19 protein-coding genes are annotated in these 18,843 nt (G+C 61.3%); 12 read left to right on the top strand and 7 right to left on the bottom strand.

All coding sequences use genetic code 11. The features are described from left to right. The first annotated feature begins 54 nt into the window (after positions 1-54). Positions 55-582 (top strand): M23 family metallopeptidase, encoded by a 528-nt coding sequence (locus E7T06_RS16245; protein WP_136366822.1) that lies wholly within the window; start codon positions 55-57, stop codon positions 580-582. 12 nt (positions 583-594) lie between these two features. On the opposite strand, the gene E7T06_RS16240 is transcribed toward E7T06_RS16245, so the two are convergent. From E7T06_RS16240 to E7T06_RS22115, 3 genes are all read right to left on the bottom strand, one after another. Continuing rightward, on the bottom strand, positions 595-870 hold the full coding sequence (locus E7T06_RS16240) for a hypothetical protein (RefSeq protein WP_136366821.1): 276 nt from the start codon (positions 868-870) through the stop codon (positions 595-597). Between the two features lie 123 nt (positions 871-993). Further along, a complete protein-coding gene (locus tag E7T06_RS16235) occupies positions 994-2,079 on the bottom strand; it encodes an Lrp/AsnC family transcriptional regulator (RefSeq protein WP_136366820.1) in 1,086 nt (361 codons plus the stop codon). Between the two features lie 5 nt (positions 2,080-2,084). Continuing rightward, the gene (locus E7T06_RS22115) at positions 2,085-2,213 is read right to left on the bottom strand and encodes a hypothetical protein (RefSeq protein ID WP_276605581.1); all 129 of its coding nucleotides are present in this window, start codon (positions 2,211-2,213) and stop codon (positions 2,085-2,087) included. A 10-nt stretch (positions 2,214-2,223) separates the two neighbouring features. On the opposite strand from E7T06_RS22115, the gene E7T06_RS16230 reads away from it, so the two are divergent. The 7 genes from E7T06_RS16230 to E7T06_RS16200 all read left to right on the top strand — a co-directional run bounded on the left by E7T06_RS16230 (position 2,224) and on the right by E7T06_RS16200 (position 8,801). Further along, positions 2,224-2,526: an Lrp/AsnC ligand binding domain-containing protein gene (locus E7T06_RS16230; protein ID WP_136366819.1), complete on the top strand. Its 303-nt coding sequence runs from the start codon at positions 2,224-2,226 to the stop codon at positions 2,524-2,526. A 744-nt stretch (positions 2,527-3,270) separates the two neighbouring features. Then, positions 3,271-3,702 carry a hypothetical protein gene (locus E7T06_RS16225; RefSeq protein ID WP_019011408.1) on the top strand — a complete coding sequence of 144 codons (432 nt, stop codon included), beginning with the start codon at positions 3,271-3,273 and terminating at the stop codon, positions 3,700-3,702. Positions 3,703-3,906: 204 nt separating this feature from the next. Further along, on the top strand, positions 3,907-4,620 hold the full coding sequence (gene gmk, locus E7T06_RS16220; RefSeq protein WP_136366818.1) for a guanylate kinase: 714 nt from the start codon (positions 3,907-3,909) through the stop codon (positions 4,618-4,620). Between the two features lie 26 nt (positions 4,621-4,646). Then, a complete protein-coding gene (locus tag E7T06_RS16215; protein ID WP_136366817.1) occupies positions 4,647-5,174 on the top strand; it encodes a macro domain-containing protein in 528 nt (175 codons plus the stop codon). 510 nt (positions 5,175-5,684) lie between these two features. Beyond that, entirely contained in the window at positions 5,685-6,386 is a 702-nt protein-coding gene (gene ddrC / locus E7T06_RS16210) for a DNA damage response protein DdrC (RefSeq protein ID WP_136366816.1), read from the top strand. A gap of 247 nt (positions 6,387-6,633) precedes the next feature. Then, positions 6,634-7,695, top strand: coding sequence for an LptF/LptG family permease (locus tag E7T06_RS16205; protein WP_136366815.1), 1,062 nt, complete (start codon positions 6,634-6,636; stop codon positions 7,693-7,695). Then, a complete protein-coding gene (locus tag E7T06_RS16200; RefSeq protein WP_136366814.1) occupies positions 7,680-8,801 on the top strand; it encodes an LptF/LptG family permease in 1,122 nt (373 codons plus the stop codon). The genes E7T06_RS16205 and E7T06_RS16200 overlap by 16 nt, the downstream gene beginning before the upstream one ends. A 208-nt stretch (positions 8,802-9,009) precedes the next feature. Here E7T06_RS16200 and pta read toward each other — a convergent pair whose 3' ends face one another. The 4 genes from pta to dusA all read right to left on the bottom strand — a co-directional run bounded on the left by pta (position 9,010) and on the right by dusA (position 14,228). Further along, positions 9,010-11,145, bottom strand: coding sequence for a phosphate acetyltransferase (gene pta / locus E7T06_RS16195; protein ID WP_136366813.1), 2,136 nt, complete (start codon positions 11,143-11,145; stop codon positions 9,010-9,012). Between the two features lie 111 nt (positions 11,146-11,256). Next, positions 11,257-12,441, bottom strand: coding sequence for an acetate kinase (locus E7T06_RS16190; protein ID WP_136366812.1), 1,185 nt, complete (start codon positions 12,439-12,441; stop codon positions 11,257-11,259). A gap of 294 nt (positions 12,442-12,735) precedes the next feature. Then, positions 12,736-13,182, bottom strand: coding sequence for a tRNA (adenosine(37)-N6)-threonylcarbamoyltransferase complex ATPase subunit type 1 TsaE (gene tsaE / locus E7T06_RS16185; protein ID WP_136366811.1), 447 nt, complete (start codon positions 13,180-13,182; stop codon positions 12,736-12,738). Continuing rightward, the gene (dusA, locus tag E7T06_RS16180; protein WP_136366810.1) at positions 13,179-14,228 is read right to left on the bottom strand and encodes a tRNA dihydrouridine(20/20a) synthase DusA; all 1,050 of its coding nucleotides are present in this window, start codon (positions 14,226-14,228) and stop codon (positions 13,179-13,181) included. The genes tsaE and dusA overlap by 4 nt, the downstream gene beginning before the upstream one ends. 364 nt (positions 14,229-14,592) lie before the next feature. Between dusA and E7T06_RS16175 the strand changes: the two genes are divergently transcribed. The 4 genes from E7T06_RS16175 to E7T06_RS16160 all read left to right on the top strand — a co-directional run bounded on the left by E7T06_RS16175 (position 14,593) and on the right by E7T06_RS16160 (position 18,816). Then, positions 14,593-16,188: a DUF11 domain-containing protein gene (locus E7T06_RS16175; RefSeq protein WP_136366809.1), complete on the top strand. Its 1,596-nt coding sequence runs from the start codon at positions 14,593-14,595 to the stop codon at positions 16,186-16,188. Positions 16,189-16,315: 127 nt separating this feature from the next. After that, positions 16,316-17,233: a DMT family transporter gene (locus E7T06_RS16170; protein WP_136366808.1), complete on the top strand. Its 918-nt coding sequence runs from the start codon at positions 16,316-16,318 to the stop codon at positions 17,231-17,233. Continuing rightward, on the top strand, positions 17,233-18,147 hold the full coding sequence (locus E7T06_RS16165; protein ID WP_136366807.1) for a class I SAM-dependent methyltransferase: 915 nt from the start codon (positions 17,233-17,235) through the stop codon (positions 18,145-18,147). The genes E7T06_RS16170 and E7T06_RS16165 overlap by 1 nt, the downstream gene beginning before the upstream one ends. 147 nt (positions 18,148-18,294) lie before the next feature. After that, on the top strand, positions 18,295-18,816 hold the full coding sequence (locus E7T06_RS16160; RefSeq protein ID WP_136366806.1) for a helix-turn-helix domain-containing protein: 522 nt from the start codon (positions 18,295-18,297) through the stop codon (positions 18,814-18,816). Positions 18,817-18,843: the final 27 nt, after the last annotated feature.

Raw genomic sequence — 18,843 nt, 5'->3', positions numbered from 1 at the left:
CAGGCAACTTTAGAAGGACGCTTGCCTCATTTTTACCCGCCATGCTGAGAGCCTATGCGCCGTCTGCTCTCGTTCCTCGTGATTCTGGCTGTGCTGGGCGGGCTGGCCTACTTGCTGTGGCCCATCCTCAAAAATGCCAGCCGCTATTCGGCGCTGCTGTCTGCCCCCGCGCCCGTAGCCCGCAGCCTGCCTAATCCCCTTCCCGGTCAGCGCTTTGTAGATACGTGGGGCGGTGCACGCAGCCAGGGCCGCAAGCACGAAGGTGTCGATATTTTCGCGGCCCGCAACACACCGATCCGGGCCACCACACGCGGCATCGTAGTGAATGTGGGAGAAAACAGCTTGGGCGGGCGCACCGTGATGGTGCTCGGCCCCGGTGGTCAGCGGCACTATTACGCCCATCTGGAACGCTACGCCGACTTGAATGAGGGCGACTGGATTGAAGAAGGTGCAGTGGTGGGCTACGTGGGAGACAGCGGCAACGCCAAAGGCACGCCCCCACACGTGCATTACGGCATCTATGCGGGGGGCGGGGCCATCAATCCTTATCCGCTGCTGCGGCGGGAATGGGAAAAACGCTGAACGAAATCTGTTTTAGTCGGCGGCCTGCTGCCCCATCCACGGCAAATGGTGCTGAGGCGTGTCCACCAACGCCCCAAAGCGCAAATGCCGCTGGCAGATAAACCACATCTCGTCGCGGTCATTCGCCAGCACAAAGTAAGCGTCGCTGGTTTCGCTGGGATTGAACACGCCCAGCACGCGGTACAGGCGGTCTTCAGAAAAGCCACTTTCAAGTGGGCGGGGCATGGGTGCACGGGGGCCAGTCAGTTCCTGAATCCGCACAAACAGGTGGGGGTGAAAGGCGAGCATAGCCCTAGCCTGCCGCTCTCCCCGACACCAAAGCGCGTGAACTGACACATCTTCAAGGGACATTGAAGAAAGGGGCAACGGCGGTTAAACCTGTTGCCCCTCTCGATCATCAAACTCTAAAAATCAGGCGTCGGTGCCTAAGTTGTCCTTCGCCCACTGATAAAACTCGGGTTTGTAGAATTCCAGCCGAATCTTCTTATATTCTTTAGTGGAATACAGGATGGCGTGGTCTATTCCCTCGGCCACTTCGTCGTGAATGGCCTGAATCTTGCCAAACGCCTCTTCTTTGCTGCGCCCATGAACCATCGTGAAAATCGTGTAGGGCCACTCGGCGTAGGTGGGGCGCAAATAGCAGTGAGACACGGCCTTAAACTCGGCCATTCGTCGCCCGGTTTCGGCCACATCGTCTTGTGGCACGGCCCAGACGCCCATCGCGTTGAAGGTGAATCCAGCTTTCTGGTGACGGAACACGGCAGACACGCGGCGCAGGGCTCCGGCGGCCTTCATTTTCTCGGCGTGCGCGGCTACTTCCGCGATGCTCAGGCCCAGTGCGGCGCAGGCGTCGGCGTAGGGTTCCTCGGTCACGGGCAAATCTTTTTGAAATTCGGTGACGAACGCGCGGTCTAAATCAGTCACCGCGTAGCCGATGTTGCGCTGCTCGCTGGTGTACTGCGGCGCGGCTTTGGCGTTCCAGTCTTCCTTCCCGGTCATATCAAATTCCACGCCGATCTTGAACAGGTGCAGCGTGGGCATCAGCCGGGTCAGGCGTGCGCCGCTTTGCTCGTGCAGCTTTTGCACATGCGCTTCCAAATCACTTTCGGGCGGCACGGCAATCGTGTACCACAGGTTGAAGGAATGGTTGCGCTTGTAGTTGTGGCTGACGCCGGGATGCGCGTTCACGATTTCTGCGCCCGCGTCCAGTTGGTCTTCATCGTGGACGGCGGCCACCAAACTGCTTTGGTAGCCCAGTGTGCGCGTATCGAAAATGGCGCTGACTTGGCGCAGCACGCCTTCCGCTTTCACTTCGCGCAGGATGGCTAAGGCTTCGGCTTCGGTCAGGCCCACTTGCTCGGCCACCACCGCATACGGGCGCTGCACGATGGGAATATCGCGCTGGATGCGGTTCAGCAGTTGCTCACGCGGGGTGGGTTGGGTCGGCTCCGGTGTGGTTGAGTCCACAGAGGCAGGCGCGGCGAGAGGAGCAGTCATATGGCTCAAGATACGCCCGCCACAGGCGGCAAAACGTCCCCGAACGAGCGGTAAGGGAACGGCCCCGGCCCAAGCGTGTGCATCTGCTTAAGGCCGTAGAGATTCACCGACAACCCTTCAGTTTTAGGGCGCACAATACACAGCATGGTAACCGCACTCGTGATGGTTCAGGCCGAACGGCAACGCATTCAGGAGACCGCCGAGGCGCTTGCCAGCGTGCCCGGCGTGCGCGAGGTCTATTCGGTGACCGGAGAATGGGACATCGTGGCCGTGCTGCGCCTCGCCCGCTACGAAGACTTAGACAATGTAGTGACAGGCCATTTGCGGAAAGTCGACGGCATTGCCCGCACCCAAACCATGCTGGCCTTCCGCACCTACAGCGAAGATTTGTTGGATCAAGGCTTTGGCGTGGGCTTAGATGAAGGCCGGGCGGAAGAAAACAGCTAATTAAGGCACTTTTTATTGTGCCGAACGCCGTGAACCTGAGTGCGCGAACGCTCTGGGGCATTGTTGTTGCCAGACCGCCAGCTTGCCAAAACCATCTCCAGCCTGCTCTCTCCAAACAGTTCTATAGGCAACGAGGCCGCAAACACAGTTTCTATTTATCTACGAGATAGACAGGTCTGAAACTGTCTTTGCTCCTGCCTCGACTATCCGAAGGACAGAAACAGTACTTCCCCTCACGCCTCTTACAAAACTTGGAAGCACTTCCATGACAACTTTGTGGTGACCAACGTCCCGCCTTCAGGTCTATTGTGGGCATCGCAGAGAAGGATGCGCCAACTCGTCTGCCCAAGCAAACAGCTACTCATGCGCCCTATGCAATTCCGTCTTACTTACCAAGCTGTCACTTAAATTCTATTGTGTGAGCTAGACAAGATCCTTCGATGTCAAGCCAATGAGCGACTGATCTACGTTTTCACCGATCAGAACGAGCTTAAAAATTTCAGTTGGCGACGTTGCTCTTCACTCCTGACAATTTAGTTTCAGAAACGAAAGCTTTTTGTCCTCAAGTCGATGATACCAGCCTAGATTAAATCAAACTCTCATAGAGGGCGTTTTGGTGCGCTCAGTGAGCATTTTATTGATTTATTCCGGATGAACACGTTCTCTGTTCACATCCACACTAAGAAGGGGGGTTTACAACGTCTACTCTAAGCGTCCATACTGAATTCCCGGAGGATTACCCAGATGACTTACAAGAAACTCAGCGAGCAGATTCACGAGCTTAGCAACCCACAGCGTAGTGATTCCTTTGTAAAACTCTTCCGCGATGCTGTACGTCAGGGCAAATTTGATGCCACGTACATGCCCGAACGCTTTACCATGCCCAAGCAGTTTAGCCGCCGGGGTGCAGAAGGCACCTACCAGCGCGACGCCAAAGAGATGTTGTTTGAAATCACGCCCGATTTCGAGGCTTGGTTTGACCAGACCAACCGTGATTTGGCCGCAGCACGCAAAGGTGGCAACATCAAGCCCAGCGTAGAAGCCATTGAATCCGGTTTGGTGGACTTTAAGAAGATGGCCGAAGAAACCCGCAAGAAAATGCAGGCCAGCTATGAAAAGGGTCAAGCCTTAGGCAACAGCCGCGCCAAAGGCAGCAAGGGCGGCAAGCGCAAGTAAGCCTTACGGCAACCTATCAAGACCCCATTATATTCGGGGAGCACATTTGAACTGACGGAGTGGATGCTAATATGGCATCTACTCCGTTTTGGCCGTCAGGTTTGCCGCTTGTCCCTAGACACCTTCCGCCGTGCCCCTTTGCTGCGTCCCTCTCCGCTGCGTGCCCCTTTCCTCTGGTGTCATGGGCGCGTATCCTGCCGAGTAATGATGGCCGTGTCTGACGCTTCCACTCCTTCCTCTTTTGCCCGCCGGGGCCTCCTGATCGTGATGACGGGCGCGTCGGGCGTGGGCAAAGGCACACTGCGCGAACGCTGGCTGGAAGGCCAACAGGTGTTCTATTCCACGTCGTGGACAACCCGCACCGCCCGGCCCGGCGAGCAAGACGGCATAGATTACGTGTTCGTAACGCCCGAAGCCTTTGAAGCCAAAGCCGCCGCACACGGCTTTTTGGAACACGCCGCGTTTGTGGGCAACCGCTACGGAACGCCCATAGAACCCATTGAAGCGGCACTGAGCCGGGGCCAAGACGTAGTGCTGGAAATCGAGGTGGAAGGGGCCATGCAAGTTCAGGCCCGCGCAGGCGAGGAAGCGATTCTGGTATTCATCATGCCGCCGAGCCTGACCGAACTGCGCCGCCGCTTGGAAGGCCGCGCCACCGAAACACCCGAACGCATAGAAAAACGCCTGCTGCGTGCCCGCGAGGAAATTACGCAGGCGCACGCCTTCCGCTACGTGATCGTGAACGATGACCTGAACCGCGCCCTGCACGAGCTTCAGGCCGTACAACGCTATGAAAAAGCACGGCAGATTCCCGAAGACCAGTGGACACCGGAAGACCGCGCCGCGCAAGAGTTGGCTCTCTCTGTGCGGAGCGACAGCCTCAGCGCCAGCGACTTAGAGCGAGTGGTGAATAGTTAAATTGGGAAACAGCTAAAGGAGGTGCCATGCCGCTAGAACTCGTACAGGGCGATATTGCCGCACAAACCACCTGCGCCGTAGTCACTGCCGCCAACAAGGAACTGATGGGCGGGGGCGGCGTAGACGGCGTGATTCACCGCGCTGCCGGGCCAGAACTCTTGCGGGCCATTCGGCCACTGGGCGGCACACCCACCGGAACAGCCGTCATTACCCCGGCTTTTGGGCTAGCGGCGCAAGGCGTCCAATACGTCATCCACGCGGTTGGCCCGATCTGGCGCGGCGGGCAAGCGGGTGAAGCCGAGTTGTTGGCCGGAGCTCACCGCCATAGCCTGCGCCTTGCTCTAGAAAACGGCTGCGGCAGTGTGGCGTTTCCGTCGATCAGTACGGGCGTGTACGGCTATCCGGTAGAAAAAGCCGCGCCGATAGCCCTCGCCGCCATTGCTGAAGTGCTGGCCGCGCGTCCAGATCTGACGGTGCGCGTGGTGTTGTATGACGTGGGCAATCTGCATGTATTTCAGCGGGCGTGGGCGCGGATTGAGGGTAGGCAGGTCTAAGGGTCTAAGGAAGGGCAATCGCTTTGCTCACTCACCCCCTCCCAGCCTCCCCCCTCAAGGGTGAGGAGCCAACAGCCTAAGCCACGACACCGCCACCTCACCCCGTCCCCGCCCCCATCCGTGTGAGGCCGTCGTGCGTGCAACGCGCGGGCCAATTCCATCGTCAAGACGACTGGCAATTCCGGTTCAGAAGAACGAACACGCCGACTTAAAATTCAACAAGATGAATCCTCCCGAGCGGAGCGACAAACTCCCCTGACCCCTGTGGGGGCGGGGGCTGGGGGGTGGGGGAAAGCGTGGCAGCAAGCCAGAAAGTCGGCATAATTTGAAAGCTCTCGGAAGCTCAGCCTCCAATATTCCACTCGCCCACTCTTGTGCAAGCTGAAGCCGAACTGCCCTCCAAAATCCTACGTCCAGCACGCCAAAAATTGACCTTTATCGTTGCGTCAGCTTGGCTATTTTCTATCTGTTTTGTTATGCTAAAAACATAATCTGTGCTAAGATATATGCATGAAGAGCCTCCCCAACACACTGGAATTTGGTACGGTGCGCCTGCCCGCCAGCGCGGACGGGTTGCTGCACGCCCCCACCGCCCTCCTTCAACTCGGCCTCACTGTGCCCGCGACAGACTGGACTAGTTTTGCCGCCCAGCATGACCTCCATAGCCCCGAACGCGATTTCGGCGCTGGCCCGGAAGCCACCTTGCACCCCGACGAATTTGCCCGCCTCGCCTTTGTGCTGACCACCACCGAAGCCAAGCGGTGGCGCAAGCGTGCTCAAACGCTGCTGGCCCGCGCTATGGAGGGCGACGTGCGCCTGAGTGCCCAAATTGCCGAGCGCAACCCTGACCCCGAAGCGCGGCGCTGGCTGGCCTCACGCCTAGAGAGCACCGACGCCCGCCGCACGCTGATGAGCACGGTGGCGCGGCACGGCGGCGAAGGCAACGTGTACGGACAGTTGGGCAGCATCAGCAACCGCAGCGTGCTGGGCACCGACAGCGCCACCATTCGCCGGGAGCGCGGTGTGAAGCAGACCCGCGACGGCCTCAGCAGCGCCGAACTGTTGCGGATGGCGTATGTGGACACGGCCACCGAGCGGGCCATTCAGGATCACGGGGCACACGGCAACACCGCCATTTTGCGCCTGCACGAGCATGTGGCCCGCCGTGAACGCCACCTGTGGGACGCGCCGCTGGCCCCGCAAGCTGGGTGATGGTTGGAACATAGAGTTGGCGTGTAAACCCCCCCGTTGCCGACGCAACGCCCCCCCTTAGAGGGGAGGACTCAAGCTTTTGCGCTCCCCTCAAGGGGGGCTGGCTGGCTGCGCAGCAGACTGGGGGGTTCACCCACCATCGTCAACGCACAACCGAGAGGGCAGGCCGCCGGGCTTGCTCTCTTTTATTTGACTCTACCCATAACACTCCCCAATCCCCCCACCTCTCATACACTCAACCGCTAGAATGCCGCCTGTGCCGTCTTTGTTGCCCCGTTCCGTGTTCCGTGAAGTGCTGGGGTGGTACGGCGCGGGCCTCGCCCTGTTCCTGATTTTGCAGATGACCGACGCCCTGAGTACCACTGTGGGCCGCCTGCTGACCTACAACGCCAGCTTTGGGCAGGCGGCGGGCGCCTTTGCAGGGTATTTGCCCACACTGCTGAACCGCGCCTTGGTGCTGGCGGTGCCGTTTGCCGTGCTGCTGGCCTTTTCACGGATGCAAAAAGACAGTGAAATCAAAGCCATGTTCGCGGCGGGCATCCGGCCCTTGAGCCTCGTGTGGCCGCTGGCCCTGCCTTTTGCGCTGGTGGGCGTGCTGGCTTTTCTCAACGCGGGGTATGTGGTGCCCGCCGGATTAGACCGCTGGGACAACGCTTGGTACAAAATTTACGGGATGGTGCCGCCGCAGCCCACGCAGGAAAAGTACACCTACGCCGAACCCGGTGCGCTGTATTACGCCGGACGAGTCCGCAACGACGCGGGCAGCACGGTGGCGCAACTTCAGGGTGTGATGGTGCAGCGGGGCGACGAAACCATGACCGCACCCAGCGGCACTTGGGATACCGAGGCCAAAACGTGGACATTGATGGGCGCGTGGATTTCTCGGCCCGGCCAAAATCCGCAGGCGCAGACCAAGCCCATTACGGTGCCGCAAGCCGATACATTGGCCCCGCCGCCGCCCGAGGCCAAAAAGGTCAGCACGCCTGCCCTCCGCGCACAGTTGGCACAGGACAATGACCGCCTGACCGCCACCCAGCGCCGAGATATTCAGTTTCAGCTGGCCTCGCGCTTGGCCGACCCCATCACGACCATCGTGTTCGCGCTGGCCGCCGGAGCTTTGGGCCTGCTGATCCGCAACCGCGCCGCCGCGTTTGCCACCGTCTTGGTGTTTATTGTCAGCTTTTACGTGATCTGGACGACTGTTCCGCAGTTGGCCCGCGCCGGAGCCATAGAACCCAACTTGGCGGCGTGGATTCCCAATCTGGTGTTCTTGGCGGTTGCAGGCGTGCTGGCATGGCGGCTCCGGTGATCGGCCTCAAGCGGTTCGAGCGGTATGTACTAGAGGAAATCCTGCCGCCGCTGGTGGGTGCGTTGGTAGTGGTGATCGTGCTGCTGGTGCTGGCCGCGCTGGAAGACGCCATTGCGCCGCTGCTGGCAAAAGGGGCAAACCCGTTGCTGGTGGCCCGGTTGCTGGCCCTGAACGTGCCGGAAGCCGTGGCGCGGGCCTTGCCGATTGCGCTGATGTTCGCCACCCTTCAGGGCTTATCCCGCCTCGCCGCCGATTCGGAAATCAAGGCGGCGTTGTCGGCGGGCATTCCAGCCTCGCGGTTGTTCCGGCCTGTGCTGGCGCTGGCAGCGGGCGTGACCGTGCTGTCGTTCGTGGTGGCCGAAACCCTTGTGCCGCGTGCCAAAGTGCAGGCCCAAACCGTGCAGCGCGAAATCGTGTTCGACAATCCCCGCGTGATCGGGCTGGGGGAACCGGGCAAGGATAGTTTGGTGCTGCGCGACGCCCTGAACCGCGCCATCAGCGTGGGCAGCGTGGCGGCGGGCGGCGAACTGCGCGACCTGCGAATCGTGACCATGCAGATCGGGCAGCCCCCGCGTGAAGTGATTACCGCCCGCACAGGCCGCCTGAAACCCGGCAGCAACATTCTGGAACTGGAAAACGGCCAGCGCATCACCTATCAGGATGCGCGGCCCGTGACCGTGCTGACCTTTGAAAAGGGCACGTTGCCTGTGCAGGACGTTCAGGCCAGTTTCGAGGAAAGCGGCGGGCAGCTTAAGCCTATTTATCTGCCCCTGCCTGACCTCTTGGCCCGCACCCAAACCTACCGCGCCCAAAATATCCGCGCCCCCGCCGAATTTACCGCCCTGCACCGCAAATTTGCCGAACCGCTGGCGGCGTTGGCCCTCGCCTTTTTCGCCGTTAGCCTCGCCGTGTACACCTTCCGCAGCGGCCTGAACGTGGGCCTCGTGTGGGCGCTGCTGCTCAGCTTTGCCTATTACGCCACATGGAGCGTCTTCCGTGTCATGGGCGAAAATGGAGCCGTGCCACCCGTGCTGGCCGCCTATGCACCTGATTTGATTGCGGTATTTGCGGGGCTGGTGTTGCTGCGGATGGCGGGGCGGCGATAAAGGATCGGCTCAGCCCTTATCAATGGTTCGGACAGGTGTTGTCTGAGAGAAACAGGCGGTAGAAAAACGCTGTTTGGGACGCTTGGCCCGCGCCCCCCTCAGCTGCGCAGCTCTTCGAGTCCCAGCCTCCCCCGCAAGGAGGGAGGAGCTAAAACACCGTGTTCTTAGGCAATGATCGGCAACATTTGAAAACTGTCCGAACCATTGGTTACTTCTCCGCCTTCTGCGTTCCCCCCTGAGTCGCCTGCTGTGTAGATTGGATGGCTGTCAGCGCAATCGTATAAACAATGTCGTCCACCAATGCGCCCCGGCTCAGATCATTCACGGGTTTTCTCAGGCCTTGCAGCATTGGCCCTACAGCCACCACTCCGGCGGCGCGTTGCACGGCTTTGTAGGTGGTATTCCCGGTGTTCAGATCGGGGAAGATGAACACTGTGGCGCGGCCTGCCACCGGGCTGTCGGGGGCTTTTTGCTTGCCCACGCTCAGCACGCTGGCAGCGTCGTATTGCAGCGGGCCGTCGATGATGATATCGGGGCGCATTTCTTTCACCAGTCCGGTGGCGGCCTTCACTTTTTCTACGTCCTCGCCGGTGCCGCTTTCGCCGGTGCTGTAGCTCAGCATCGCCACACGGGGCGTGATGCCAAAGGCGCGGGCGCTGTCGGCACTCTGGATGGCAATATCGGCCAACTCCTGCGCGTTGGGATTGGGGTTGATGGCGGCGTCGCCGTACACCAGCACTTGCTCCGGCATCAGCATGAAGAAGATGGAACTGACCAGCGCCGCGCCGGGAGCCGTTTTGATCAGTTGCAGGGCGGGCCGCACCGTGTTGGCGGTGGTATGAATCGCGCCCGACACCAGCCCGTCTACCTCGCCCAGCGCCAGCATCATCGTGCCGATCACCACCGTATCTTCCAGTTGCGCTTCGGCTTGCGGCGCGGTCAGGCCTTTGCTCTTGCGGAGTTCCACCATCGGGGCCACATACTGGGTACGGATCACGTCTGGGTCAAGGATTTCCAGACCATCGGGCAGAGTCAGGCCCAAGCCGTCGGCCACTTGGCGCACCTTGTCGGGCTTGGCGAGCAGCACGCAGCGGGCAATCCCTTTTTCCACGCAGCGCACGGCGGCCCGCACGGTGCGGGGTTCGTCGCCTTCGGGTAACACGATTCGCTTGTGGGCGGCCCGCGCCTTCTGAATCAGTTCGTACCGGAAGGCACTCGGCGGCAAGCGGCGTTCCTCGTCCACGCTGGGGGTGCGGAGGCGTGCGCCCAGCGGCAACGTATCCAGACGGTCTGCGATAAAGTCCAGCATTCTGTCCATGCGGTCTGTATCGTCGTGCGGCACGCGGGCGTCCATGCGCGACAACCGTGAAGCCGTTTCGTAGGAATTGGTGGTGGTTCTCAGCACAGGCAGGGTGCTGGTGAGGGCTGCGCGGCACAGTTTTTCTATGGAATCTTCGGGGCCGCTGCCCGAGGTAAACAGCAGCCCCGCCAACGGAACGCCGCTGAGGTGCGCCAACGCGGCGGCCATGACCACATCTTCCCGGTCTCCGGGCGTGACCACCAGTGCGCCGGGGCCAAACAGGTGCGCCATGCGCGGCACGCTGCGGGCCGTGACCACCGTGCTAGACACGCGGCGCAGGTTGGCTTCACCCTCATTCAACACCGTCGCGCCCAAGTACCGCGCCACATCCAGCGTGCGGGGCGCACCCAGCGCCGGATTTTGGGCCACCACACCCAGCAGCGGCAATTCTCCGCCTGCCAAAATGCGGCTGCGACCCCGGAGTTCGGCCAAGAGTCCACCAAAATCCAGCGCCATCGGGGCAAAGTTCAGGATGTATCCGGCCAGCCCGCGCCCATCGCTGCGGCGGTAGGCCAGCGCCGAAATCTCCAGTTCGTCGGCCAAGGCTGCGGGCGTGACCCCTGCAAGGCTGGACACCAGCACCACTTCGGCCTCTAGGTTGCGGGCCAGGCTGGCATTCAGCGCCCCCGCGTAGGTGTTGCGCTCGGTGAGGGCCAGCCCCTCGGCCACCAGCACGTCCGCGCCGCCTGTCACGCCGCCCGCCGCCTCGCGCGACAGGGCAATCACGCTTTCCATCAGTTCCTCTTCGGCCCCCAAACTCAGTTGTTCTTCGGCAGAAGTGAGCGAAATCGGCTCCGGCGTGCGCGTTCCCATCAGGGCGCGGGCAAAATGCACCGAATCGTCGGTGTCTATTTCGTGGGTTTGGGCAATAGGCTTCAGAAAGGCGACTTTTAAGCCTTGTCGTTCTAGCGCACGCACGAGGCCCAGCGTGGTGCTGCTGAGGCCGACGCCGTTGCGGGTGGGGGCAACAAACAGTGTTTTCATGGGTTCTCCTTCGGAGGGGGATGTCGGGGGTGGGTTGTGGGCTGTGGGGAAAGGAGAACGTGGATCGTAGAACGTGGGAAAAGATCAAGACCACGATCCACGATCTACCCTCTACGCTCCGTGTCCCAGCACCTCTTCCGTCTGCCGCGCGATACTCAATTCCTCGTTCGTATTCACCACCAGCGCCGGAACACCGCCGGCCGTGATGAGGCCAGATTGCCCGCGTACTGCGGCGGCGTTGGCTGCTTCATCCACTTCAAAGCTCAACACGGCCAAGCGGCGCAACGTGGCGGCCCGGATGGTGGCGCTGTTTTCGCCTATGCCGCCTGTGAAGACCAAGCCGTCTAGGCGGCCCAGCGCAACGGCCATGCCCGCCACCGTTTTGGCGAGGCGGTACACGAACACGTCTACGGCGAGGCGTGCGCCCGCATGCCCATTGGCTGCCGCCGCTTCCAGTTCGCGCATATCGGACGCCACATTGGACAAACCCAGCAAGCCCGACTCGCGGTTCAGGGCCGCCGTGATTTCGCTGAGGGTCAGGCCGGATTGCCGTGCCAAATAGTCGTGCAGGCCGGGGTCTACGTCGCCGCTGCGAGTACCCATGACCAAACCCTCTAGCGGCGTGAGGCCCATGCTGGTATCCACGCTGCGCCCACCCTGCACGGCGCACACGCTGGAGCCGTTGCCCAAATGGGCCGTGACCAAGTTCAGCTCGGCCAGTGGGCGGCCCAGCAGCGCGGCGGCCTCGGCAGCCACGAACGCATGGCTGGTACCGTGAAAGCCGTAGCGCCGCACGCCGTGCCGGGTGTACCACGCTTCGGGCACAGCGTAGCGGTAGGCCACATCGGGCATGGTCTGATGAAAAGCCGTATCGAACACCGCGACGTGTGGCACGCCGGGAAAGGCCGCCCGCGCCGCCTCGATGCCCGACAGGTTGGCCGGATTGTGCAGCGGCGCGAGCGGCACACAGGCCCGGATCGCGTCCAGCACATCAGCTGTAATACGGGCCGGGGCGCTGAAGCGTTCGCCGCCGTGTACGACGCGGTGGCCCACAGCGCTGACCTCGGAGCGCACACCCAACGTATCCAATTCGGCCAGCAACACATCAAAGGCTTCGGCATAAGCTCCGCCCCGCAGCGCGTGCGTGGTGCGCTGTCCGTCCCGCTCCAGCCGTACCGAGGCTTCAGGCGCACCCAACCGCTCGGCCAGCCCAGAGAGGCGCACCTCACCCGACGCCGGATTGAGAAGGGCGAACTTGACACTACTTGACCCGCAATTCAGAACGAGCGTCCACATGGCTTCCATTGTGAACGGTGTGGGCGGGGACGGGCGGCCCGCCGCCGATTCGTAGGGGAAAAGGGTTGAAGAGTCTAAAGGTCTAGGGCAATCGCTGCGCTCACTCCCCCCACCCCGCTGCCTTGCAGCGCCCCTCCCCCGCAAGGGTGGAGGGAAACAGATAAGGGCTAGAAACTGGGGCTGTTAGCTCCTCACCCTTGAGGGGGGAGGCTGGGACTCGCAGAGCTGCGAAGCAGAGGGGGTGAATGAGCGCCAGCGATTGCCCTGCCTTAGACCCTCAGACGCCCTTCCTCCTCACCGCATCCGCTCCGCCCGCCGCACGTCCGGTTCTCCTTCCACATGCAGCAGGCGCACAATCGGCGCGTCGGGATAATCGGCATACAAGGCCTCGCCCCACTCGATCACGCTGAGGCGACTACCCGCGATCAGGTCTTCCAAGTCCATCTCGTACAGTTCGGCGGGATGGCGGGTGCGGTAGGCGTCTACGTGCAGCACGCGTCCGGCGAGGGTGGGGTAGGCGTTCATCAGGGCGTAGGTGGGGCTGGTCACAGGTTCGGTAAAGCCCAATGCAGCCACCAACCCCTGCGTCAGCGTGGTTTTGCCCGCGCCTAGTTCGCCTTCTAGGAAGAGGAGGGAACCGGCGGGCAATGCACGAGCCAAAGCTGCGCCGAATTCCCATTGCTGATCCTGTCCATATAAGAGGTGCGTTTCTCCGGGAAGGATCGGAAGCGGTGTGGTCATGCGTGGGCAAGAATTTCTGACTGAACTTCCGGCCTCGCGTCCAATACGCTGTCGGGCACGCCTGCCATCGCCTCCCGCACCACTTCCAATCCGGCACCCGGCACATGCCCCTTTTCGCTGAGGGTGCGCTTCCAGTGCCGCGCTCCAGCCTGACCCGCAAACAGGCCCAAGGTGTGGCGCATAAAGCGGTTCAGCGGTTGGCCCTGTTCCACCTGCGCGGCCACATACGGCAAAAAAGCTTCGATGGCTTCGCGGCGGGTGGGCGGCACAGTGTCCGAACCAAAGCCAGCCGAACCAAACACATCCCGATCAGCGGCGGCCAGCATGTAGGGGTTTTGATAGGCGGCCCGGCCCACCATCGCGCCGTCGGCCCAAGTTAAATGCGCCTGTGCATCGTCCAGCGTCAGCACTCCCCCATTCAAAATAATGGTCAGGTGCGGAAAATCCATTTTGAGTTGCTGCACCAGTTCGTAGCGCAGCGGCGGAATCTCGCGGTTTTCTTTGGGGGACAGGCCACTCAGCCACGCTTTGCGGGCGTGCACGATAAACGTGTCGCAGCCCGCGCCTGCCACCGTAGACACAAACCGCGTCAGGTGATCGTAACTATCCAGATCGTCTATGCCGATGCGGTGCTTGACGGTCACGGGCAGCGAGGTTGCGCCGCGCATGGCCTCTACAGCGCGGGCCACCACGTCGGGCGTGCCCATCAGGCAAGCGCCGAAAGACCCGTTTTGCACTCGGTCACTTGGGCAGCCGCAATTCAGGTTCACTTCGTCGTAGCCGAAGTCTTGCGCGATACGGGCGCATTCGGCCAACGCTGCCGGATCGCTGCCGCCCAGTTGCAGGGCCACCGGATGCTCTGTACCGTCAAAGCCTAAGTGCCGCTCACGGTCTCCGTGCAAAATCGCGCCCGTGGTCACCATTTCGGTATACAGCAGCGTGCGGCGCGTCAGCGTGCGGTGAAACACGCGGCAATGCCGGTCTGTCCAGTCCATCATCGGGGCCACAGACAGCGTATGCGGGGGCAGGGGCGAGGCGGCACTCATCAGCCAACTAGTGTAGCGGCCCAAGCTCACAGCAACAGTGGGGCGGCTTAAGCTCCACGCCCGACCTGTATCACTTCACCCAATTGGGGGCCAGAGCACGCTCAGTGCCGGATACCCCCCATCGGGTGTCCCGGCTGATGATTCACATCTTCTCCACATCAGATAATTTTCCACTCCGTCAACAAATTCATCTCGGTATTTACCCATCTAGGACGGACGTGACGCAGTTTTTCAAGACAGATTCGGGCGTTCCGGGGCGGCGCTCGTGTGGCATGACCAATAGGTTAGAAAAAACTTTATCTAGAACATGAGTAAGAAAATAAGAATATTCTGACCACCTAGGAAAAAATTAACTCATCTGTAAGTGGGTGTCAGCACGATCACCTTCACCCTGACCAATTCCAATAGCAACACGGCCCTCTCTAACCTCAACTTCACCGATACTCTCAGCGGCATGAGCGTCAGCAGCACGGCTATTGGCGGCACTTGCAGCGGCGTGACCAATTCGCCTGCTTTGGCCGTGAATGCCACCGCCCTGAACCTGACCATTCCGACGCTGGCGGCAAGCGCAAGCTGCACGGTCACGGTGCAGGTGAAGGGCACCCGTGTCGGTACGAATCCCAACATCACCACCGGTGTGACCAGCACCGAGACTCCAGTCGCCGGGGCGGCTTCCAACACGGCCAACCTGCTCGTCACCCCGCTGGCTCTCGGCGTCAGCAAAGCCTTCAGCCCTGCCAGCGTGGTTGCCGGAGCCACCACCACCCTGACCATTACCGTAACCAACCCCAACGGTGTAGCTGTGACAGCCTTCGCCCTCAAAGACGATATCCGCACCACTACCACCATCACGGGCCTGACCATTACCAGCGTAACCACCGACACTTGTAAAGGCGCGGCTACACCGACCACCACCAACGGCAGTTATGTGCTGAGCGGCGGCACTTTGCCCACTGGCGGATGCAGCATCGTGATGAACGTTCAGGTTCCCGCTTCAGCGGCGACTGTTGCCGCAACCAACACCATCTACAGTGCAGACGTGAGCGGCACGGTCAACGGAATAACCACCACAGCAACCACCAATGCCACAGCCTCCCTCTCAGTCACGGCTTTGCCTACCCTGACCATCATCAAAATCAGCAGTGGCGGCGTAGGCACCTTTAACTTCATGGGCGACAACGGCTTTGGCTCCGACAGCATCACGACCACAACCGCAGGAGTGGGCGGCACGGGCGCAACCAAAACCCTGACGGCTATTAACACCGCGACCACCGTGACCGAAACAGTGGTAGCCAGTTACACCACCACTGTCAATTGCATCGACAGCAATAGCGGAAGCACAGGCAATACCCTTCCCGTCACCTCCGCTACGAACGCCATTACCATTCCGGCAGTCAACGTTAAAGCAGGCGCGGTCTACACCTGCACCTACACCAAGCAGGCAACGGCAGTAGCCCCCGCCATTACCCTCACCAAACTGGGCCGTAACGTGAAGCCGGGAGCTGTGTTTACCGACAGCAGCCAAATTGACGCCACCCCGCAACATGCCAGCATCAACGTCAATCCCGGCGACACCGTCGAATACTGCATCGTGTACCGCAATGCAGGCGGCAACGCACCCAACTTTGTGCTGAAAGATTATGTGCCAGTAGGGATGCAGATCGTTGCCGACGCTTACAGCACGGGCAGAGGTGTGCGCTGGGCTTCCGGTTCAACTCTGGCGGTGGGCAGTGGGGCAGCGCCCGCTGGCCAAGACCTGACCAATGCCGACAACATCCTGATTGATCCAGCCGCACTCGACAGCACTCCTGTCACCAATCCTGCCGACCCCGCAGATGTCAACGGTGTTCGCCCACTCCACCCCGGCCTCCTGACCTTCAACCTCGGTGTAGCGGGCGTCCCGGCAACAGGCACTGCGGGCAACAACGGCACGGTCTGCTTCCAAGCTAGGGTTCCCTAAGCTCTCCCTCTGTGCTTTGTCCGACTGGCCCCGCCCGCTGTGGCGGGGCCAGTCTTGTTATCCAGCCCTGTTGCCTAGTCATAGTGTCGCGGCCTCCCCACCAACCCGGCGGGTAGAATCGCTCCTGATGTCTTCTCACGCTCGCGGTGTGCTCTTGCTGATTCTGGTCACGGCCTTGTGGGGCAGCACCTTCGCGGTGGTCAAAACATTAGGCGAAGTGCTTGACCCCAGCGTGCTGATCGCGTGGCGCTTCCTGATCGCGACGGTGGCCTTAGCTCCGGCCTTGCTGCTGTATCGTCCGGCGGCGCGGGGGGCAAACACCAACCTTGACCGTTCCAGCCTCGCCAAAGACGGCTTCGTATTGGGCCTGTGGCTGATCGCCGGATACGGCACACAAACGATTGCGCTGCAAACCACCGGGGCAAATCGGGCAGCTTTTTTTACCGCCCTGAGCGTGATTCTGGTTCCAGTGTGGCTCACGTTTGCCCAACGCCGCCCCCTGCCGTTGACGCTGTGGGGCGCGTTGCCGCTGGCGGTATTCGGGCTGGCGTTCCTGTCTTGGGAGGGCGGCGCGTTGGTGGTGGGCGACGCTTGGGCGCTCGGCTGCGCGGTCACTTACGCCGGGTTTATCGTGACGCTGGAACGGCTGGCGCATCGGCACGCTGCCTTGCCGTTTACGGTGGCGCAACTGGTGACCGTAACGGTGGTGGCGTGGCTATGGGCCGCCCTCGCCGCGCCAAACAACCTGTGGCCCCCGCCCCAAGCTTGGCTTCCGCTCCTGTATTTGGGCATTGCGGCCACCGCCACCACCACGCTGTTGCAAACCGTAGGCCAACGCCATGTCAGCGCCGCCGAAGCCAGCCTGATCTATGCGCTGGAACCCGTGACCGCCACGCTGTTCAGTTATCTGCTGATAGACGAGCGGGTGGGTCTACGCGGCGCACTGGGCGGGCTATTGGTGGTGGTGGCAACGGTACTGAGCCAACGGGCGGGCGCTACACCTCACGCCGAAACGCCGACGCCCACCGCGCAGGCCGATACCTGATGCAATTGGCCTTCACCACCGAGCCGATGAGCCTGATCTTACCCGCCGTTCGCCGCGTGCTGGCTGATGCGGGCCGCGTGACATTTACCGTGCCTGACCCCGATCTGGGGCTGGGACTGTATGCAGGCGAGACCACGAGCGAAGGCATTCACCGCCCGTTGAGCGTGTGGACAGATTTGGCCGACTTACTGGGCGCACACTTGCACACGCCCGAAGTCTTGGGCGTGGGCCAGATTCGCTTGACCTTGCAGCGGTACGCGCCCGCCCCTGCTCCCGACGCAGCGGGCTACGGCACAGACGGCGACTGGGCACGGGTGAACAAGCTGGAAGATCCGGTGTTTCTGGCAACGTTTGTAGAAGCCCTGCGCCGCGTGAATCCACCCCCCGGCGGGCGCGTGCTGGCACTGGGCGTCAACGCGGGCCGCGAGTTGGAGGCTCTGGCGCTGGCCTTCTCTGACCGAACCTTCGAGGTGCTGGGCGTAGATGTAGACGAATCAGCCCTTGCTACCGCCCGCACGCGTCACCCAAGTTTCACTTTTAGCGTGCTGGACGTGAATACGCTGCCCCTGCCCGAACTGGGAACCTTCGATCTGGTGCTGGCCCTCAGCCTGCTGCAAAGCCCCGGCATCGTGCCGCATGACCTGCTGCGGGCCATTCGCCGTCATCACCTGACCCCCACAGGCGGCCTGATTCTGGGCTTTCCCAATGCCCGCTACTTGGACGGCCACCTCAGCTACGGCGCACGCATGAAAAACTACGCCCGCCCCGACCTGAGCCTGCTGTGTGCCGACGTGACACAGGCACGTCGCCAGTTGCAAAAGCACGGCTTCAAGGTGTTCGTAACGGGCAAATATGAAGTGCTGGTCACGGCGATTCCGGCGGGAATAGAAACGCCGACTGGGTTGGAGTTCTAAAGAGCCTAAGCAATGGTTCGGACACTTTTCAAATTTCTCAGATCATTGCCCAAAAACACCGTGTTTTCGCTCCTTCACCCTTGCGGGGGAGGCTGGGAGGGGGAGCGTGCAGGGCGTTTTAAGTATATCCTTGCTAAGCTTTGAGGAATGACACCTCCAGCCCGATACCTCTCGCTGAGTTCTGAAGAAGACGCGGCGCTGCGTAGCCTAGAACTGAGCGCCGGGATCAACGTCAAAGTTCGTTTGCGGGCGAGCATTGTCCGTCTGAACGCCAGTGGGATGACCGTACCGCGCCTGGCACAGCATTTCGGGCGGAACCAACACAGCGTTCATACCGATCTGGATCGCTATGAACAGCATGGACTCCCTGGATTGATGGATGGCCGGTCTTCGGGGCCGCCGCGCCGGGTCACCCCGGAGATGGACCACTACCTTCAGGAACGACTGGCCGAGCACCGGCTCTGGAACAGCACCCTGTTAGCCGAAGCGCTCCAAGAGCGCTTCGGCCTCACCGTGAGTCGAGACGCGGTTCGCGTTCGACTGCTCGCCTTGGGCTATTCGTGGAAGCGGGGACGATACGCTCCGGGTCAGGCACCTGACCCGAATGTGATTCATGAGCATCAGGCGTCGATCGAGACTCTAAAAAAGGGGCACTGGACGGCAAATTAACCCTCAAGTTTTTAGACCAAACGGGTC

Source organism: Deinococcus sp. Arct2-2, assembly GCF_004801315.1.
Taxonomy (GTDB): domain Bacteria; phylum Deinococcota; class Deinococci; order Deinococcales; family Deinococcaceae; genus Deinococcus.
Note: the sequence above shows the minus strand (reverse complement) of the source record. Positions and strands in the feature narration are given on the sequence as shown.

Coding starts and splice junctions, on each gene's coding strand:
- tsaE (WP_136366811.1), bottom strand. CDS start 13,182: ATGACCACACCGCTTCCGATCCTTCCCGGAGAAACGCACCTCTTATAT.
- E7T06_RS16200 (WP_136366814.1), top strand. CDS start 7,680: ATGGCGGCTCCGGTGATCGGCCTCAAGCGGTTCGAGCGGTATGTACTA.
- E7T06_RS16165 (WP_136366807.1), top strand. CDS start 17,233: ATGCAATTGGCCTTCACCACCGAGCCGATGAGCCTGATCTTACCCGCC.
- E7T06_RS16215 (WP_136366817.1), top strand. CDS start 4,647: ATGCCGCTAGAACTCGTACAGGGCGATATTGCCGCACAAACCACCTGC.
- E7T06_RS16160 (WP_136366806.1), top strand. CDS start 18,295: ATGACACCTCCAGCCCGATACCTCTCGCTGAGTTCTGAAGAAGACGCG.
- E7T06_RS16230 (WP_136366819.1), top strand. CDS start 2,224: ATGGTAACCGCACTCGTGATGGTTCAGGCCGAACGGCAACGCATTCAG.
- E7T06_RS16190 (WP_136366812.1), bottom strand. CDS start 12,441: ATGTGGACGCTCGTTCTGAATTGCGGGTCAAGTAGTGTCAAGTTCGCC.
- E7T06_RS16245 (WP_136366822.1), top strand. CDS start 55: ATGCGCCGTCTGCTCTCGTTCCTCGTGATTCTGGCTGTGCTGGGCGGG.
- E7T06_RS16170 (WP_136366808.1), top strand. CDS start 16,316: ATGTCTTCTCACGCTCGCGGTGTGCTCTTGCTGATTCTGGTCACGGCC.
- E7T06_RS16205 (WP_136366815.1), top strand. CDS start 6,634: ATGCCGCCTGTGCCGTCTTTGTTGCCCCGTTCCGTGTTCCGTGAAGTG.
- E7T06_RS16225 (WP_019011408.1), top strand. CDS start 3,271: ATGACTTACAAGAAACTCAGCGAGCAGATTCACGAGCTTAGCAACCCA.
- ddrC (WP_136366816.1), top strand. CDS start 5,685: ATGAAGAGCCTCCCCAACACACTGGAATTTGGTACGGTGCGCCTGCCC.
- dusA (WP_136366810.1), bottom strand. CDS start 14,228: ATGAGTGCCGCCTCGCCCCTGCCCCCGCATACGCTGTCTGTGGCCCCG.
- E7T06_RS16240 (WP_136366821.1), bottom strand. CDS start 870: ATGCTCGCCTTTCACCCCCACCTGTTTGTGCGGATTCAGGAACTGACT.
- pta (WP_136366813.1), bottom strand. CDS start 11,145: ATGAAAACACTGTTTGTTGCCCCCACCCGCAACGGCGTCGGCCTCAGC.
- E7T06_RS16235 (WP_136366820.1), bottom strand. CDS start 2,079: ATGACTGCTCCTCTCGCCGCGCCTGCCTCTGTGGACTCAACCACACCG.
- gmk (WP_136366818.1), top strand. CDS start 3,907: ATGATGGCCGTGTCTGACGCTTCCACTCCTTCCTCTTTTGCCCGCCGG.